Origin of the sequence: Cohnella herbarum, assembly GCF_012849095.1 — a bacterium.
Lineage (GTDB): Bacteria > Bacillota > Bacilli > Paenibacillales > Paenibacillaceae > Cohnella > Cohnella herbarum.
Window position 1 is genome coordinate 4,927,736 of record NZ_CP051680.1, and the last position, 18,407, is coordinate 4,946,142.

At 51.4% G+C, this 18,407-nt stretch carries 14 protein-coding genes; all 14 read right to left on the reverse strand.

Annotation, left to right across the window (positions count from 1 at the left end):
- Positions 1-44: 44 nt before the first annotated feature.
- The 14 genes from HH215_RS21120 to HH215_RS21185 all read right to left on the reverse strand — a co-directional run bounded on the left by HH215_RS21120 (position 45) and on the right by HH215_RS21185 (position 18,343).
- Complete coding sequence (locus tag HH215_RS21120; RefSeq protein ID WP_169281694.1) at positions 45-1,388, reverse strand: ABC transporter substrate-binding protein; 1,344 nt, start codon at positions 1,386-1,388, stop codon at positions 45-47.
- Positions 1,389-1,594: 206 nt separating this feature from the next.
- A complete protein-coding gene (locus tag HH215_RS21125; protein WP_169281695.1) occupies positions 1,595-3,124 on the reverse strand; it encodes a response regulator transcription factor in 1,530 nt (509 codons plus the stop codon).
- Positions 3,117-4,892: a sensor histidine kinase gene (locus tag HH215_RS21130; RefSeq protein ID WP_169281696.1), complete on the reverse strand. Its 1,776-nt coding sequence runs from the start codon at positions 4,890-4,892 to the stop codon at positions 3,117-3,119. The genes HH215_RS21125 and HH215_RS21130 overlap by 8 nt, the downstream gene beginning before the upstream one ends.
- A gap of 30 nt (positions 4,893-4,922) precedes the next feature.
- Positions 4,923-5,750, reverse strand: a complete 828-nt coding sequence (locus HH215_RS21135) for a carbohydrate ABC transporter permease (protein WP_169281697.1) — start codon at positions 5,748-5,750, stop codon at positions 4,923-4,925.
- Positions 5,747-6,640, reverse strand: a complete 894-nt coding sequence (locus tag HH215_RS21140; RefSeq protein ID WP_169281698.1) for a carbohydrate ABC transporter permease — start codon at positions 6,638-6,640, stop codon at positions 5,747-5,749. The genes HH215_RS21135 and HH215_RS21140 overlap by 4 nt, the downstream gene beginning before the upstream one ends.
- A 208-nt stretch (positions 6,641-6,848) precedes the next feature.
- Positions 6,849-7,952 (reverse strand): MBL fold metallo-hydrolase, encoded by a 1,104-nt coding sequence (locus HH215_RS21145; protein WP_169281699.1) that lies wholly within the window; start codon positions 7,950-7,952, stop codon positions 6,849-6,851.
- Positions 7,953-8,446: 494 nt separating this feature from the next.
- Positions 8,447-9,451 (reverse strand): peptidoglycan-binding domain-containing protein, encoded by a 1,005-nt coding sequence (locus HH215_RS36735; RefSeq protein ID WP_217362233.1) that lies wholly within the window; start codon positions 9,449-9,451, stop codon positions 8,447-8,449.
- Positions 9,452-9,580: 129 nt separating this feature from the next.
- Entirely contained in the window at positions 9,581-10,858 is a 1,278-nt protein-coding gene (locus tag HH215_RS21155) for a TolB family protein (protein WP_169281700.1), read from the reverse strand.
- A 175-nt stretch (positions 10,859-11,033) separates the two neighbouring features.
- Entirely contained in the window at positions 11,034-12,047 is a 1,014-nt protein-coding gene (locus tag HH215_RS21160; protein WP_169281701.1) for an HD-GYP domain-containing protein, read from the reverse strand.
- A gap of 91 nt (positions 12,048-12,138) precedes the next feature.
- Positions 12,139-13,071 (reverse strand): polysaccharide deacetylase family protein, encoded by a 933-nt coding sequence (locus HH215_RS21165; RefSeq protein ID WP_169281702.1) that lies wholly within the window; start codon positions 13,069-13,071, stop codon positions 12,139-12,141.
- Complete coding sequence (locus HH215_RS21170; protein ID WP_169281703.1) at positions 13,061-14,347, reverse strand: MFS transporter; 1,287 nt, start codon at positions 14,345-14,347, stop codon at positions 13,061-13,063. Before HH215_RS21170 ends, HH215_RS21165 begins: the two co-directional genes overlap by 11 nt.
- A 261-nt stretch (positions 14,348-14,608) precedes the next feature.
- The gene (locus tag HH215_RS21175; protein WP_169281704.1) at positions 14,609-15,721 is read right to left on the reverse strand and encodes a Ger(x)C family spore germination protein; all 1,113 of its coding nucleotides are present in this window, start codon (positions 15,719-15,721) and stop codon (positions 14,609-14,611) included.
- Complete coding sequence (locus tag HH215_RS21180; RefSeq protein WP_169281705.1) at positions 15,718-16,818, reverse strand: GerAB/ArcD/ProY family transporter; 1,101 nt, start codon at positions 16,816-16,818, stop codon at positions 15,718-15,720. Before HH215_RS21180 ends, HH215_RS21175 begins: the two co-directional genes overlap by 4 nt.
- Complete coding sequence (locus HH215_RS21185; RefSeq protein ID WP_169281706.1) at positions 16,805-18,343, reverse strand: spore germination protein; 1,539 nt, start codon at positions 18,341-18,343, stop codon at positions 16,805-16,807. The genes HH215_RS21180 and HH215_RS21185 overlap by 14 nt, the downstream gene beginning before the upstream one ends.
- Positions 18,344-18,407: the final 64 nt, after the last annotated feature.

An 18,407-nucleotide genomic window follows, 5' to 3' on the forward strand; every position in this document is an offset into this window, starting at 1 on the left:
AACAGCGTGTCAGTAGCGTTTCAGGAAAACAAAATTATTTATGCCTACTTCATCTTAGCGGCTTCCTTCCAAGCTTTATCCATATTCTCGAGCATGCCCGCCGGCGTAATCGCCTTGAGATATACGCCTTGAGCGGAAGTCATCATTTCCGTAGTGGCCGCGCCGCCGTAGAGCCATCCTTGATCCAAGAACGGGTAACTGTTGCCGCTTGCGACAACGTCGGCGATTTCCTTGAAGGCTTCGTCGATGTCGCCGGTTTCGCCATTGATCGTCATGAACCCTTGCTGGCTCTTCGTCCATACCTTCTGATTCTCGGCTTGGCTCCAGAATGCCAGATACTTCTTAGCCGCATCGGCTACTTTCGTGTCCTTGTTAATCGCGAAAGTCGTGCCTACCGCAGCCGATGCCACGACCTCTTGCCCCGCAGCGTTGGACGGCATCGCGAACATGCCTAATTTCAAGTCCGGATTCGACTTCATGATTCCGGCTAACGACCAACTGCCGTCGATGTACATTGCAGCTTTGCCCGTCGCGAAAGCTTTCTGCGCCTGGTCAAGGTTGACGCCCGTGCTCTTCTCGGTAAGGTAGCCTTTCTCGTTCAAGGAGAACCACTTGTTAACCGTATCGTCCCATGCTCCCGCGAACGTTGCCGTGCCTTCGTTCAGCTTGGCATCGAAGTCGGGCGTCGTACCGTAGACGAGCGCCGGAGCGACGGTGTAGAGCGCCGCGAGCGTCATCCAACCGTCATTGTTACCGATTGCGATCGGCAACACGCCGGATTGCTTGATCGCTTCCGCGGCGGCTACGAATTCATCCCAGTTCTTAGGAGTAGCCAAACCCAGCTTCTCGAAAATTTCTTTGTTGTAATACACGCCCATGACGTTCATATCGTTAGGAATCGCATACACTTTACCCTCCAATGAAGTCGCTTTCAAAGACGCTTCCGAGAAGTTGGAGATAAACGGTTCGCCCGCAAGATCCATCAGGTATCCCGCTTTGCCGTAAGAGAGAACGTCCGACAAGCCCGGGTGCATAAGGATAACGTCGGAAGCATCTCCGGCGGCGAAACGGGTCTTGATGAATTCCTTGAACTGCCCGCCCGGCATGCCTTCGTATTTCACTTTGATTCCCGGGTTTTCTTTCATGAACTTCTCGTTCAATTCCGGAATCGCTCCGAGCTCCGTACCGGATTTATACCCCGACACCTTCAATTCGACTTCCGCTGCGGGAGCCGACGGTTCCGCCGATTGCGGCGCCGATTCCGAAGCTGGAGTCGTTCCGCTAGCGGACGGACTTGCGCCGTTTTCTTTATTGTTGCCGCCGCAAGCGCTTAGCACCAGAACCAACATCATTGTCAATGCCAACAAACCTAGCCCTTTTCTTCTCATCGTATAGCCTCCAATGGATTACTTACTTCTTCTTCATCCTAAGAAAAAGAGGCGTTCATGAAAATCACTTAAAATTCTTGTTTCTTCTCTTATTTTCGGAACCTGCAATCTATAGGGCAAAGTCGCTCGGACTTCCCTAAAAAAACGAACGCAATCCCAAAAAAACGCCCCGAGGTTTACATGAACCGCCTCACCGATACTTTACCTCAGTCCGTCTCAAGGACGGGACCGTCCCTGTACATCGTCGGAGTCACGTCGAATTTTTTCCTGAATAAGGTGCTAAAATATTTCGAGCTCGTATAACCGACGGATGAACACACCTCATACATTCTCATATCCGTTTCCAGCAACAACCGCCTAGCTTCATCGAGCCGAATATCGGTCAGGTAATCAATGAATTTGCGACCCGTCGTCTCCTTGAACAGCTCGCTCAGATAAGTGGGATTTAGATGCACGCGCAACGCCGCTTGCTCAAGAGAAAAGTCCGGATTCCCGTATTCTCTCCGCATCATTTCCTTTACTTTGCCGATAATTTTCCGCTCGTCGAAGCTATCCGGCTTAATCTGGGCAACTTTCTCGATAAATTGATCGATCGTGGACAACAAGGTAACGGGATCTCCGTTGAACAGCAATTGACCCGAAAGCCGGGTGATATCCGCGTTCATCTCCGTAAGTAACGCCGATGGCATTCTTGTGGCTTGAAGACCGACGAAGAAGGCGACAAAGCGGATGAGCCGCCCGAACATCCATACGGGATGACGCTCGCTCGACTGCCCTAGATCCCGTCGCCATAAATTCAGCAAATCATTCACTGCTTTCAGATCGTTCATTTCGATTGCAACGGCAAGTCGATTAATACGCACGGTCTCTTCGTCCGGATTAGACTCGTCCAAGGGCTGTATGCTTCGGTACAACATCTCCTGCGCTTGACGGAACGCCGAAGGAAGCTGCCGCAAATCCTCCGTCGGCTCTCCGTATCCGAAGGGCGCCCAGCGAGGAGTTTTTCCGTCCGGGGCTTGTTCTGTGCATTCCAACCAATCTTTAAGCTCGGACAACTCCCGCCCTGCCACGAATGTCATCTCGCAAACGTTAGACAAGACCACGTCTACGGTTTTGAGCAGGCCCCGATGCGACTTCTCATAATCCGCCATCCAATAAGCCTCAGGCGATTCTACCCGCCTGCTATCCGCTTCCGGATCATTACGATATTGAAACCTAAGAATAATCCCATATCGAACATCCTCGTCCAGCAGTCCTTCTCCGTCCAGCAACCGTTCCAGCAATATTAAACTTTCGTCCTTCTTGGTCATCGTCCATTCCAGTACCGTTTTCTCCAACAGCAGCTTCGACTGCCGATTGCGTTCGATCAGAAGCTCTTCGACCTTCGCGAAAGCGTTCACCAGTTCGTCCCGTTGGACGGGCTTAAGCAGGTAATCGGTCGCTCCGGCACGCAAAGCCGTCTGAATGTAGGCGAATTTATCGTATCCCGTCAGCATGATCTTGTTGATCTCCGGCCGCTCCTTGTTTAACCTCAGAGCCAATTCCAGACCGCTCATCCCCGTCATTCCGATATCGATGATCGCCAAATCCGGGGCACAAGATTTCACTTGCTCCCATGCCTGTTCCGCATCCTCGCAGCTTCCGACGACTTCCCATTGCGGGAGAAGCCTGTTCACCATACTCGTCAATCCGACACGGATCGTTTCCTCGTCGTCCACGATCAATAGCTTAGGCATCCTCTTCCGCCTCCTTCATCGTCCGTAGCCGAATTTCGGCCGTTGTCCCGCCTTCCGGACGGTTTTCTATTCGCAGTCCGTAACCATGACCGTAATAGTGTTGAATTCTCCTATGGACGTTGTTGACCCCGATGTGGTCGCCCGTCTCCTCGGATTCCTGTTCCTGCAGAGCTTTCATCAACCAGTCCAGCCTGCCGTCGCTAATACCGATACCGTTGTCAGCGACTTCGATGACCAGATCGTCTTCCATCGTCCTGGCCGATATCTGGATCCACCCTTCCCCCTTCTTCGGGGTTAACCCGTGGATAATCGCGTTCTCGACGAGCGGCTGTACGATCCACGGCAATATGTCCGTTCGCATCAGATCGGGAGGGACATCGACGATATATTCCATCTTGGGAAACCTCACGCTCTGAAGACCCATAAATACGTTCACGTACTCCAGTTCCTTGAAGAGCGGGATGCGTTCCGCCGTCTGTCTAAGGGACAACCGGAATAACTTGCCTAGGGAAGCTACCATGTCCGCGACTTCGTAATCGCTATTGATCTCCGCCTTCATATGAATCGATTCCAACGTATTATAGAGAAAATGAGGATTGATCTGGCTGCGCAGAACCTGCACCTCCGCTTGCTGCCGATAGATTTTCATCTTCAGCACCTTGTTGATCAATTCCCGGATTTGGAAGACCATCACGTTAAAGCTGTGCCCGAGACGGTTGACCTCATCGCCGGATCGCACCTGGAACTGAACCTCGTAATCTCCGACCTCTACTCGACGCATTAGTCTTTTCATTTCCTTAAGCGGTTTAATGATCGTAAACGATAGCAAAGCGAACAGAACGGTAGAGACGAGCAGCATGACTCCCGTATAGGAGAATAGCAGATTCCGCAATAGGCTAAGCTCATCCGAAAGCTGCTGAACCTCGATCGCGTTCACGACCGTCCATCCCGTGACGGAAGAACGAACGTAATGAATCATCGTCTCCTTGCCGTCGATATCGTCCGTATAATATCCATAAGGTTGGGTCGTTTTAAGCGGAAAAGAGCTGCGTATCAACGACTCGTCCGGATGGTAGACCACTTTATTCTCGTTATCGAGAATAATCATCGTCCCAGCGGATTTGCTCTTCATCTTGCCGACTAAGTCGCGCAGTCCGTCCATGGAAATGTCAAAAAGCAGCACCCCGTAGGACTGCCGATTTTGGACGTTTACGATGCTTCTAGCGTAAGTGAGAATGTATTGTTCATTGTTCTTGGAAGGATAAGGAGATACGAGCACGCCTTTCCCGTCTCTTTTCAACGCCTCCCGGTACCAGTCTTGTTGCTCGAAATCGCTATGGTCGATCCATTCTCCGTTGCCGTACTGCGAATAGAACACTTCCCCGCCGTTAATCCAGTAAGCTCCGAGAACGTCGGAGAAAGGAATGACGACCATAATACTCCGCAGAGCGCGATCTATCGATACCTTCTCCATGAGCACTTCCTTCGGATTGCTGCGATCAGGATTCAGGCTAAGGTTCTCCCACACGTCGAGATAGAAGGTCAGGGACAAACGATCGATCTGCTGGATATACGTGTCTAGGTTTTTGCTCACCTGATCCGTCAGATTGAGGCCGTATTCCCCGACTTTCAGTTTCAAATTATCGTTATAGCGATCAAAGCCTAATAACGTCACGATAATGACGGGAATGAATATCGTCAACGAATATACCGAGATCAGCTTCGAATTCAGATTCCAATCGCGAAACGGGACTATCCGCAGCTTCATAACAACGGCTCCCTATCTAGTTGTTGGGCGTTATCCTTTAACCGATCCGGCGGCGATGCCTTTAATAATGTACTTTTGCAAAAAAAGATACGCGATCAGCAGCGGCACTACGGACAAAACCATGCCGGGAAACAGCAGCGACCAATTCGTAACGTGCTCCCCCACGAACATATACAGTTGAATCGTAATCGTCCGTCTTTCCTCTCCTTGCAGGAACAACATCGGAATAATGAAGTCATTCCAAGTGCTAAGGGAAGTGAGTACGGCCACCGTAGCCGTAGCCGGTTTAATAATCGGAAACACCGCCACCCAATAGGCGCGAATTTTCGAGCAGCCGTCGATCCAGGCCGCTTCCTCCAATTCCTTGGGCGTCGACTTTAAGAAACCGGTGAACAAGAATATCGCGAAGGGCAAATTGATCGCCGTATAGATAAGCACCGCGCCATGGTAAGTGTTGACCAAGTGGAGCGTATTTACGAATTTGTAGAGCGGAACCATCGCCAACTGAAAGGGCACCATAATTCCCGCTATGAAGTAAATATAAACCAAATAATATACGCTGCCCGTTTTTCTAGCAAGCGGATATGAAGCGAGAGAACCAAACACGATAAGCACGAATACGGTTAAAGCCGTGATCAGCAGCGTGTTTCCGAGCACCTGCGTAAATCGCATAAGCTCCCAGGTTTCCGCGTAATTCCCGAAATGCAACGAGGACGGAAGGGACAACGGAAATCCGGTCATTTCCTCCGGCGTCTTGAACGTCATCGACAAAATAAAATAGAACGGGATAAAGAATACGATAGCTGCGGCAATCGTGACCGCCTCGACAACGAAGAGGCTTGCGGATTTCGTTCTCATGAATCTCCCACCTCTCTCTTTCTAAGCAGCAGGATCTGAACAACGGATATGAGGAAAATAATCAGGAACATAATAACGCCCATCGCCGTCCCGTAACCGAAGTTGTCCTTCTTGAACGCCGTCGTGAAGAGCAACGTCGTGATGGTCTCCGTAGCTTGGAAGGGCCCGCCTTTCGTCGTCACGTAGATGATATCGAATGCTTTTAACGATCCGATGCTGGCCAGAACGACGTTAATCGTCATCGAGGGGGCTAACAACGGGAACGTAATGTACCGGAATTTCCGGAAACCGCCGGCCCCGTCGATATCCGCCGCTTCGTACAAGTCCCCCGGAATCGTCTGAAGATTGGCCAGAAAAATAATCATGGAGTAGCCCACGTATTGCCACAAAACCATCACCACGATGGCGTACAAGGCGAATTTCGGATCTCCGAGCCATGTTTGCTCCCAACCCCCAAGCCCTATGGCTCGAAGAAGCATATTCAACATGCCTTCCGGCTCGTAGATGTATAACCACGTATAGCCGACAACCAGCGGGCTAAGAATAGCCGGCGCGAAGAAAACCACCTTAAGCAGCGACTTTGTCTTGATCTTGGAATCGAGGGCCAACGCCAGCGGAATGGCCAAGCCGTTCTGGAAAATAACGATGAGCCCCGCGAAGACGAACGTATTGCGCATCGCCTTCATGAAGGTCGGATCGCCGAACATATACGCGTAGTTGCTAAATCCGATGAAATCCATCGTTTTCGTGAAGCCGTTCCAGTTCGTCATGCTGTAATAGAAGCTTGAGATAACGGGACCCAGAAAAATGACCGTATAGATTAGAAAGGCAGGCGCGATAAAAGCAACCCACCACAAGTGCTCCCTGGTTCGAAGCGACAAAGTCCTCAAAGCTACCCTCTCCTTATCCCGATGCGTGACCAAGATGCATCCGTCTTTCATCATAGATATAAGGTTACTAGGGAACGCCTTCGTTAGAAATGATGTAAAATTCATTTCTTTTCTCTTTTTTTCGGGTCATTTCCTGCATGCGAAAAATCCCCGAGTCATGCTCGGCGAGCATGCATTCGGGGATCTACGGCTACTCTTATTCCAGACTCTACTTCCACCAAGCCAGCGAAGGGACAACCGGCGACCCGACTCGGACGATCTCTCCGATTCTTGGCGTCGCAAGGACGGCATTGCGCTCTCTCGCCGCTCTGGCCGCTCGTTCGACGGGATCCGTCCAATCGTGCAGCGCAAGCGTAAAAGCGCCCCAGTGAATCGGGATCATCACTTTCCCTTTGACGTCGATATGCGCTTGGACGGTTTCTTCGGGAAGCATGTGGATCGCCGACCAACGCTCGTCGTATTGACCGCACTCCATCAACGTCAGATCGAACGGGCCGTACTTGTCGCCGATTTCTTTGAAGTGAGGACCGTAACCGCTATCCCCGCTAAAAAAGATTTTGTCCTTCGCGCCTTCGATAATCCAAGAGCACCACAGGGTCGAGTTGCGATCCCCGATGCTCCTGCCCGAGAAATGACGCGCCGGCGCCGTAGCTAGCTTAAGGCCCTCGAATTCGATTTCCTCCCACCAATCGTGCTCTGTGATTCTCCCCGGCTCCACGCCCCACCTTTCCAGATGGGCGGCAACGCCGAGCGGCACGAAGAAGCGGTTGACTTTATGCATCAATTTACGGATCGTTCCGTAATCCAAATGGTCGTAATGATCATGGGATAGGATTACCGCGTCAATGGCGGGTAATTCCTCGACTTCGATAGGCAATTTATTGCTGTATCGGCGTCCTCCGAAGAGCGTGAACGGAGACGGGGACTTGCCGAGCATCGGGTCTATGAATAGGGTTTTGCCGTCTAACTGCAGAAGAATGGCGGAATGGCCGAACCAAGTAACCTTTGCGCGGTGCGCGTCCGCATCGGATTGGAGCTGTTGAGGCGTCAAGGGTACGGCTTGTATCGGCGATTGCGGCTTCCCTTTCGGATTGCCTCTGACCATTTCGATTAATACCTTAGCCATCGAGCCTGCGTTCATATTCATGCTCGTTGGAATTTGATTGACGAAGATACCGCGAGAGCGATTGGGCGACCCGTCGATCCTCCGCTTGCTCTCTTTGGACACGCGTCCCCCGAGCGCTGGATAGTATTTGACGACCAGATAGACGATAACGACGATTCCAACGATGATCCCGAGTGCTATCCGCATGTTGATCTTCCTCTCCGACGATACGTGATTTCAATATGAATAATCGTATACTGATTTCGCGCAGAAATCCAATAAGCTTAGGTCGTCGATGTTTCATAGCATCGAAACTCTGGTTGGACGCATACCCGAACCAAAACTAAACTGCCGAATCCTAAGTCTATACTCTCTGCGAGTGGTCGAACAAGAGTTACAGTGCCAAATTCTAACACTGTACCCACCATGCGTGTTCGAGCCAGCGCTTTAGTGCCAGATTCTAACACTATACTCTCCGTGAGTGGTCGAACCAGAGCTATAGTACCAAATTCTAACACTATACTCTCCGTGAGTGGTCGAACCAGAGCTATAGTACCAAATTTTAACACTATATCCGCCGCGCCGGAACGCTCGTCCATCAAGGCACATTTTGTGCCTACTTCGGCGGATAGGGTTGGGGCGGTCGGGCATAACGAAACGAACGCCCCGTCCCCGAAGAGACGAAGCGTTCGATCTAAAACTTAGTTTCCGTAGCCGGTCCCCGAGGAAGGTGCCGGATTAGCCGAAGGCGGCTGGTTTCCACCAATACCTTGGTTTCCGCCAATGCCCTGATTTCCTCCAATGCCTTGGTTTCCGCCAATGCCTTGATTTCCTCCAATGCCTTCGTTTCCTCCAATGCCTTGATTCCCGCCCTTGCCTTTTTCTTCTTTGACTTTGCCGTGTTCTTCTTCCTTCATCTTGCCATGCTCTTCTTCCTTCATTTTACCATGCTCTTCTTTCATCTTGCCGTGCTCTTCGTGCTGTTCTTCTTCGATCCCTTGTCCTTGACCGCCGCCGTGACCATGACCTTGGCCTCCGCCAATCCCTTGACCCCTGCCACCGCCACCGCCATAGCCGCCTGCTCCGCCACCGCCTTGGCCTCCGCCTGCTCCGCCACCGCCGTAGCCTCCGCCTGCTCCGCCACCGCCGTAGCCGCCGCCTTGGCCGCCTCCGATTCCCGCTCCGCCTCCGCCGCCTTGGCCGCCACCGATTCCTGCTCCTCCACCAGCTCCGCCTCCGCCGCCTTGGCCGCCGCCGATTCCTGCTCCGCCTCTGCCGCCGCCTTGGCCGCCGCCGATTCCCGCTCCGCCGCCGTAGCCTCTACTTTGGCTTTTTCCGCGCCATCCTTGTTCGCCTCCGCCTACTTTTTTGGTGTTGTAAGCATACACGAGCGACTTGAATGTGTTTTTATCTACGTTACCCGTAACCGGCATTCCATGCTTTTTCTGAAAATATTTAACTCCTCGGGCCGTCGCATTATCGTAGTAACCGTTAATCGGACCCGAGTAACTTCCCAGCGACTTCAACATCCCTTGGATCACATATACATCCGGACCGCGAGCGCCCTTGCCCACGGCCGAGCTAACCTGCGGAATGCTTACCATCAGAGCGATAGCGAGTATCGCCGCTCCGAACCATTTGGCAGTTAACGATACGAGCCTAGTTGTCGGGCTATGCGAGCCGATGCGCCCATTTTCTTGTTCCATATACGTGTACATCCTCCTTAGGGGGGTTCAGTTGAATTTTCCTCAGCCCTTACTATTCCCAAATTCTCAACTCTATCCAAGATCATCCCGCAAATTTCTACCATTATCCCATCTCGCCCGCCTGGCCACCTACGACGAATAAAAGCTCAGCACATCGCTCCATTTCCACTGCTCGTAGAAATTGGCTCCCGCATCCACATTTTTGATCCAGATCAAGGGATGTTTCCCGCCGCTGCCGGCGATTAAGACGTCAGCCTTGCTGCGATCGGATCGTACCCATCCGATCTGCTTAACGCTCGGAAGATATTGCGGATTGAAATCGCCATAGTTTCTAGGGGCTTGAGTTAACGGCTTATAGCGCGGACCCTGCAGCTTAATCTCAACAAGATTAGGAAGCGGTTTGGTTGCCGGTCCACCCGTCACGGCTCCTTTCCATTCCTTCGCCCTTGAAACTACGATGTGCTGCACGCCTTCCCATGAGAAGCTCTGATCGACGTAACCGGCAGGGGTGTATGCGACAGGCTTACCGCTAGGAGCCTCTACGACTTTAAGCTCCTTGTTATTCGTGGCCTCTCTTCCCGCCCCGCCGATGTATGCCAGCTTGTCTCCCCGGTCCGCCCAACTAAACCACTCGCTGTTATTCGCCATTTGATCGACCTTCCTGAAGAAAGCGCCATTCTCGGATAAAATGCATAACGTATTCGCGTCAGCCGACAGCGAGGCCGTTGGCGTAGCGAGGAACGCCATCCATTTGCCGGTGTCCGAGAACTTGAATACGCTCGTTCCTATGGCAAAAAAATCGTCCGACTGCTTAGGCAGCACATATAAGGTTTTAACAGCGGCACCCGTGTCTCCCTGAGGCGCAGGGATCCCGTTCCCCGTCAATGGGATTTTCAAAATACGAACAGGCGTCCAACCGTCGGGCAATAGCTCGGCCGTCGTTGACGCGACGAACCCGCTTCCGTCAGGCAGCCAGGAGAAATTATTGATCGCCTGCGCGACTTCCGCCGGACGGTTAGGCTTCTCGGCCGATATCCACGACAGCTTCTGCCCCTCTAGGAACGCGAGACGGTTACGGGCGGGCGACCATTGATAATTACCTCCTCCGGTAGCCGACACCGCCTGGCTTTGGGCGGTGGGAATATGCCACAGCCTTAGCTCCTGACGATCCTCGCCTTTCGTGTACGCAAGCCATTCTCCATCGTAAGACCATTTCGGATCGCGAATATACTCTCCTCTAGTCAATTGCCGCTCTGCGCCTCCGGATTTCATCCAGAGATCCCCTTCGCGAATGAACGCTGCTTTCAGCGAATCGGCGGGTTTCGCCGAAACGGTATCCAGCTTTCCCAGGAACAGAATGATGGCCACGACCACTAGCACCCGGTTTATTTTGTGAAACGTACGCATCCTCGGTCACCTCATGGGGATCTGATTTGGGTATTATGCTTATCCAACCGTTCTACGTTGTCCCCGCGATGGAAAATTTATGCGATTGTTTCACGCAAAAAAAACCCGAGATTCCGCCTATGACCGGCAGTTTCTCGGGAGTTTCCCTATTATCGTCGATTCTGAGAGCGCTTCCTCAGATCACGATTTCTTGAATATGGATATGTCTTTCTTGGCTCAGGTCAAGGAATACGTCTTCGACTCGGATCAAAGGGTTCGTATCGTCATGCGGGTTAATGTACACGACTTCACCCCACCGCCCGTCCGTCAGCTTCACCTTGCTCCCGAGAAGATTCCGAATCATCATCTTCAGGAACACGGATACAACCTCCGGATCCAATTCGCCGAACGCGCCGTTTCGCATTTCCATAACGACCTTATGGAACGGAAGAGGATCGTGGTAAGGCCGCTTGGAAGACATGGCATGGAATACGTCGGCGACGGCGACGATTCGACTTAAAGGATCGATCTCTTGAGCCCCTAACCGGTTCGGGTATCCTCTCGCGTCCAACCGCTCATGGTGCTGCAAGGCAACGAGAGCAACGCGAGGGCTTATTCCTTCTACTTCTCTCAGAATATCGTAGCCATATTCCGTATGCCGCTTAATTTCCTCGAACTCGTCCGCCGTCAGCTTGCCCGGTTTCAGCAGAATCTTGTCGGAAATCAGAATTTTTCCGATATCGTGCAAGGTTGCAGCCATCGTTAAGATGGACAGTTCCTGCTCGCTCAGCTTCATCCATTTGCCGATCAGGGTAGATAACACGCCCACTCCGATGTTGTGTTGATGGGTGTACTCGTCCTTGGCTTTCACCGATTCGAACAGTTGGAACACATCGGGGTGGGATGACACTTGCGCGACCAAGGGGAGTAGCTCGTTATTGATTTGGTCTACCGGCAGCTTCTTCGTCGTTCTAGCTTGCTCGAAGAGCTCCTTGGAATAGCTGGCAGCCTGTTTCACAAGCGCAGCCGGATCTACAAAGTCTTGGGGCGATTCATCTAAGAGCAAAATTTCGGAGGCATGGATATGATGCTGATCCAGCAATCGAATATAGCCTTCGTCAATGGTGACTCGAGCAGGAACAAGTAACAATCCAATTGAATTTAAGACGTCGTGCTTTGCTTTTCTGCCCAATAGCTTCTCTAAGCTCAAGTTAGTGTCATCCCCGCTCTATCCGTCTGCCGGAAAATAATGTTTAACGTCATATATAAGATAAAGCGACATCATTCTTCAAATATATCCATTATACACCAATCTTCGACTTCCTCAACAGTTCCCGAGCAAGCGTGAAAGCGGATCCGACTCTCGAAGCTCTGCCATTTACGCGAATATAGTCGTAATTGGTCAGAATAACGCCTGCGTCTTTAATCGCGTAAGCGAAATCGTCGTCCAGCATCAGCTTGAATTCCCACACGCGCTTCTCCCAATGAGGTACTTGCTCAAGCATGCGCGCATCCTCTACCGCCGGGTGAATGTAAGTTTCGCTTATTCCCTCGGGCAAGTCGTACATTTTCGCGATCATGGACTGCTTAAATCGCTCATAAGATTCGCCTTCCACGATGTGAAAAGGATGCGACAACAGGTAATCGGGGATCGCTACCCCAAGCACGCCAGCGAGGGCCGAAGCCTTGGCAACGGTCCGCTCTACTCCCGGAATGGAGGCGAGCAGCGGGTCGGTCGGATGCACTTTACGGAATAACCGGAACGGCAGCTTCCACTTCGCGCATTGCTTCAGGACATGAGGAATATGGCTTCTTCCGGTAGCCATCCCGTACAAACTACCCATATGATTGTCGGCATGAGAGAGAGGAATCCGGAAACGCTTTGCTGCTTCATACTGGGCAACGAGCTCTTTCATTACCGCTCGGGTATCCGCCCGGAGCTCGAACTCCTCGACCGTCTTGTGCATATGCCCGCTTTCGTCGTGAAGCGAGGGATCGCCGGTTAAGCTGCGCCACCGGATGGCATCGAATTCGCTCGTCAGCGTCAGATGCAATCCGATATTCGTTTGGCCCCTTCGCTTGCACCAATCGGCAGCCTCTTCGAAGCCCGGGGCCGGGGCCATGATCGTCGCCGAAGAAACCTTGCGCTCCTCCAGCAGATGCATGATCGCTTCGTTCATCGGCGGGCTTTGCCCGAAATCGTCGCAATTAATAATAAGATGTTTAGGACTCATCCGCGGGTTTCCTCTCTATTTTCACGAAGAACGAGATCGCGATGGATATGGCCAGTAGAATAAGCGGAACTACGCTGATCAAGTAACGGAAAGTCGATTCGGGATCGGGCCCCGGATTATCGCCGCTCTCATATCCGAATATAACGCCTACGACCAAGAAAGCTAGAGCCGAGATCAGTCCGCTGGAACGAACGATGAACCCGCTGACCGCCGTATATACGCCCTCGCGCTTGCTTCCGGTCTTAGCGAAATCTTGATCGATAATGATGCTGTTCACGACCGGAGGCGTTACGAGGAATCCGGCCAACCCGAATCCGACTAATATGCCCGCGAGAATCCCGCTTACTAGGCTTGTTCCGAACCATAGAGGAATAACGGACAGCGCATATGCGACGAATGACCATCTCCAAGCTTTGACCGGATCCACCTTGCGAATTAACCAGAACCAGACGCCGACAAGCGGGATGACGGAGACGAAGATGGACGCTAGCAGAATCGTATTCTGGTCCTCTGGGATCTTAAGCACGTACTTCGCGTAAAAGGGAATCATCGAGCTGAGCAAGCCGTTAACGGTTTGGCCGAACGAATTCGCGATATTGACCAACCAGAACGTCTTGTTGCTCAGCGTTTCCCGGAAAGCTTCTTTGAAGGGAAGCTGCGGTAACTTCCTGGCTTCCTCGTCTTCTTTGACGTTGCGTAGAAATAAGATCATAAGAGCGGCAAAGACTAACGCATAGATGATGGACATGTTGCCGAAGCCCAAGGCATCGAACAAGATTGGCGTAACCGCCGTTCCGATAAGGATGGCGACGATCTGGTAGCCTTGTTGAACCGCCGAAGCTTTGGCGCGCAGTCGATCTCCCTTGAACAGCTCAGGGAACAACGCTCCGTAATTGACCCAGATCACGGTAGCGACCGCCTCGTAGAAAACGAGCCCGATGAGAAACCATGTGAAGAGACCCATCTCGGACAAGTTGCCCGGGGGCGAGAATACCATGATGAACGAGAGCATGAACAACGGGATCGCGCCGAAAAGCCACGGGCGCCTGCGGCCATACTTGGTCTTCGTTCGGTCCGACCAATACCCGAACAAAGGTTGGTTTACGGCGTCCCAGATCAGGAAGATCGTTCGGGCTAGCGTTGCAAGGCCGATTCCGAGCCCGAGTTTGTCTACGTAATAGTAACTGTAGAACGTGCTGAACGCTTGGCTGGGAATCATCATGGCCAACATTCCGAAGGCATACATCATCGGGGAATTCAAATACCGCTGTTTCATGGAAAGCAACACCCTCCGCCATTGCATAATGTAAACGCATTCATAAATTAAATTTACGTCAAGCCGGGTGCCGATATTCGATATTGAAGATTCGACTAGATTCGACTTCCAAGCCTGCAAGCTTTACTATTCGCTTTGGCAATGTCCCTTTCCTTCCTATATATTCGCAAACGGCCAACTTATCCCAGAAATGATGGCCGGACGACGAGAAAACTTCCGCCCGGCCAGTCGTTCTATAGTCCATCCACTTAATTCTCCCGGTCATTGCGTGATCCCCGTATTTACGATTTGCACGGAAACATTCGTATTGAACATGATCCGAGGATACGCTTCCTCCCAATCTAATTTCTTCCATATTTTGGGATGGTAAGACATGAGCCTGCGCGCGATGCCTAGTCCGTCGTGCTCGGACCTCTGCATCGTTCGCACGACCGTTCTCGCTTCTTCCGTCAATTGTCCGGATAGGAACTTCTCCAATTCGTGCATCACTCTCATCTTGTACAGATGATTGCTCGGATCTTCGACGACCGCGACCCTTAATTTAAGATTGAGATTTACGCTGATATCGCCTTCGCCCGATACCGATACTTTAAGTTTACGCTTTAACTTTTTGACATCTATCGTGACGTAGTTATAACTATTCGTTTTCTCCCGGTCAACCGACTTCAACGTTAATCTTAAGTTTTTGTTCTTCAAACCGGTCAGCAGCAAGTAGATTCTGGACTCGTCCAGATCTAACGTCTCGGTCATCTTTATTCCGCTAAATAGAGCGATGCCGTCAACGGTCGGCATCCCTTCTCTAATTAAGAGATAAGGCAACGAAAAGTCATATCCTCGATCTAACGGATGCAGTGTCTGGATATTCACTTTCGGAATGGCCGTACCTTCCTCCTGGCTATTGAGAAGATCATCGATATATAGGCCGATCGTCTTCGTCGCGATCTTCTTAAGCTGGACCATCTCTTGCGCCGTTCCTTTGGTTACGGCAATTCTCGCATTCAAAGGACTTTTCGAATCGCGGTAATACACGTCGAGGTAAGGCATAATGTCATGGTTTCTAACCAATTCTTCCCCGAATAGCAGGACGCGCATTTTCGCGGGAGAATAACCCCCGGATACCTCTTCGTCAATGAGCTCCCTAGCATGCTGAGTGCTTCTTGCCACTACGGTATGTACTTCGCTGGAATCCTTGCTCCCCGCTTCCGTGACCGTGATATCCCGTATCGATACCGTTGCCTTAAGCATTCCGTTCGGGCCTTGATCCATGCCTCCTATGCTTACGTTCCGTTCGTTCTTCAAGAGCTGTTGGTCCCAACATCCGGATAACATGAGGACAACGATCCCGATCGTTGCCCGAACCAGGATTTTTTTCATCCTCTCGCCTTTTCCTTTCCTTTGATTTTAAATAAATAAGAGATGCACAACAGAACGATCGGTAGAACGACGAGCGTGGCGGTAGTCAGAATATTCACGATCAAACGCATCTTGTTAATCATGGCTTGATCATGCGGGATAAGCGCTATGATTAAAATAAGCAAGGCGGCGAACGGCACGGTTCCCGCGTGCCGCGTCTTGCCGAACAGGCTAGAAATCGCTTTGGCCGACATATAGAGGTACGCCATGACCGTCGAGATGACCACGATGGTCCAGATCGTCAAGAAATAGAGATCGGCGCGCTCGATTACCGTGAAGGTTAGCGATTTGACCATATAGAGAACGGGCTGAGGAATAATCCTAAGTTCCTCGGGGCTAAAGACGATCAAGCAGGTAAATACCATAAACCCATATACGATAGTAGAGAAAACATTCGCGTATAGAGATGCCTTCAGAATCCCCTTGCTTCCTCCCTGTACGAAGGGGTAACACAACAGGATGATTTCGAAACCGTAGAACGAGTTCATCGATTCCGCCGTTCCGCGGGCAATGTTAGGTATTCCGGCATTATTAATCGGCAAAATATACATCAGATCGGCGTCCTGGTAGGCATACGTGGATATGAGAATCAGAATGAAAATCAATCCGAACGTAAGGACGAAAAATCGGGCGATCGCGCGTAAATTTTCCTGAACCATATAGAGAGAAGTTCCGAGCATTAATACCAGGACGACCCAGCTGGGCGTGTTGGAGAATACCCAATCCCTTATTACATCCGCGAATAAGACCAGAATCAAGCTGCATTCGGCAATAAACATCGACAAATACACCAAGTGCACGATCTTACCCGCTACTTTCCCCAGCAGCAGCGGAAGAAACTCGAATACGTTCATCGTCGGAAATCTTCGACTTAACCCCCACATGATCGTAATAAGTCCGAACGCCCCGATTCCGGCAGTAAGGACCGAGATCCAAGCATCGTTGCCCGCGATGGACTCCACTATGGAGGGCAGGAACAGGATACTTACCCCGATCTGCGATTGAATCACGAGAACCATGAACTGCCCCTGCGTAATCTGGTCCTTAGCCGCGACCATCCTTGTCTCCTCCTTCGGGCAGTTCTTCCACCAGCTTCTGCGAATGCGCATCGATAGGCCGTTCGTTTAATTTCCAGAAAGGGAACCGGAAGACGGCATCCTTCCAATCCTTAAACCTCAAGGGAGCGACGGGTGCAAAATAAGGCGTGCCGAAAGATTCCAGTTTGCAGAGATGGACGAAAATCAGCGTTATACTGAAGACGATCCCCATAAACCCGAGCAACGCGGCCGAGATCATGACCGGAAAACGTAATAATCGAACCGAATTGCTCATTTCGTGCGAAGGCACGACGAAAGAAGCAATGGCCGTTAATGCCACGACGATGATCATCGGGTAGGATACGAGCCCGACCCGAACGACCGCGTCGCCGATGACCAATCCGCCTACGATTCCGATGGACTGGCCGATCGGGGCCGGCAACCGCATCCCCGCTTCCCTCAGCAGCTCGATCGTCAGTTCCATGAATAATGCTTCCAGAATAGGCGGATACGGAATTTTCTCCACGCTGCCTTTAATCTGATAGAACAATTCCATCGGAATAACTTCGTAATGGAACGATACGACCGCAATATAGTAAGCGGGGAGAGTTATCGCTATGAAAAAGCTGAACAGTCGCAACAGCCTAATGAACGTACCCGCCAAGGAGCGGCTATTGTAATCATCGGGCGACTGATAGAACACGAAGAAGGTCGAAGGTACGATTAACACGGCCGGAGTCCCATCCATCAAGAGGGCAACGCGGCCTTCCAGCAGATTTCCGGCCACCCTATCCGGCCGTTCCGTCTGCAAGATTTGAGGAAAAGGCGAATAGGACTCGTTCTCTATGTATTCGAGCATGAGGTAACCGTTCATCACGTTGTCCGCGTTAATGGTCTTGATTCGACGTTCGATCTCCTCCACGACATCCGCGCTGGCTAGATCGTTCATATACACGATCGATATGTCCGTCTTCGTCATCTTGCCTATCGTATATTTGCGGACAACCAAATTGCGGCTATTGATTTGCTTCCGAACGAGTTGAAGGTTAACGAGCATGCTCTCGATAAAGCCGTCATGCGCCCCTTGGACGGCTTTCTCGTTCTGGGGCTCGTCCACGGATCTATTGTTGATCACATTGACTTTAATGGCACGGCAAACGGGATACCCTTCAAGAAAGAGAATCGCGTATCCCTGCATCATGTAGTCGATCGCGTTCTCAAGATTCGTCAGTTTCTCCACGCTGACTGAAGTCAGGTCGCGGTCGAGATTCACCTCGCGCGCCCGCTGCATCGGCTCTAGAATAAATTCATGTATTTTATTCGGGTCAGTAACGGAATTCAGATAGAGGAGTCGGCCTTGTTCCGAAAGATAGCTAATCGGCCGGCTTACCAGATCGGCAGTTTGGAAGAGTGCCCGATTGACGTACGAAAGGTTATCTTTAACCGTAGCGGAAACGTTCTCGCTCGCCTGCACGGTACGGGAAGACTTTCTCGCCCCTTTGCTCGTACGCCGATTGTTGGAAAAGATCCGACTGAAGAAACCCATACTCGCACCCCATGACTTTTACCATTTTCAGGGTATTGTTTCCCGAGCCTATCCATCTTATTCC

What these genes read in the sequence shown, in the direction of transcription:
- HH215_RS21125 (WP_169281695.1), bottom strand. Translation starts at nt 3,124, where the DNA reads ATGCCTAAGCTATTGATCGTGGACGACGAGGAAACGATCCGTGTCGGA.
- HH215_RS21185 (WP_169281706.1), bottom strand. Translation starts at nt 18,343, where the DNA reads ATGGGTTTCTTCAGTCGGATCTTTTCCAACAATCGGCGTACGAGCAAA.
- HH215_RS21120 (WP_169281694.1), bottom strand. Translation starts at nt 1,388, where the DNA reads ATGAGAAGAAAAGGGCTAGGTTTGTTGGCATTGACAATGATGTTGGTT.
- HH215_RS21175 (WP_169281704.1), bottom strand. Translation starts at nt 15,721, where the DNA reads ATGAAAAAAATCCTGGTTCGGGCAACGATCGGGATCGTTGTCCTCATG.
- HH215_RS21170 (WP_169281703.1), bottom strand. Translation starts at nt 14,347, where the DNA reads ATGAAACAGCGGTATTTGAATTCCCCGATGATGTATGCCTTCGGAATG.
- HH215_RS21145 (WP_169281699.1), bottom strand. Translation starts at nt 7,952, where the DNA reads ATGCGGATAGCACTCGGGATCATCGTTGGAATCGTCGTTATCGTCTAT.
- HH215_RS21165 (WP_169281702.1), bottom strand. Translation starts at nt 13,071, where the DNA reads ATGAGTCCTAAACATCTTATTATTAATTGCGACGATTTCGGGCAAAGC.
- HH215_RS21180 (WP_169281705.1), bottom strand. Translation starts at nt 16,818, where the DNA reads ATGGTCGCGGCTAAGGACCAGATTACGCAGGGGCAGTTCATGGTTCTC.
- HH215_RS21155 (WP_169281700.1), bottom strand. Translation starts at nt 10,858, where the DNA reads ATGCGTACGTTTCACAAAATAAACCGGGTGCTAGTGGTCGTGGCCATC.
- HH215_RS21130 (WP_169281696.1), bottom strand. Translation starts at nt 4,892, where the DNA reads ATGAAGCTGCGGATAGTCCCGTTTCGCGATTGGAATCTGAATTCGAAG.
- HH215_RS36735 (WP_217362233.1), bottom strand. Translation starts at nt 9,451, where the DNA reads ATGGAACAAGAAAATGGGCGCATCGGCTCGCATAGCCCGACAACTAGG.
- HH215_RS21135 (WP_169281697.1), bottom strand. Translation starts at nt 5,750, where the DNA reads ATGAGAACGAAATCCGCAAGCCTCTTCGTTGTCGAGGCGGTCACGATT.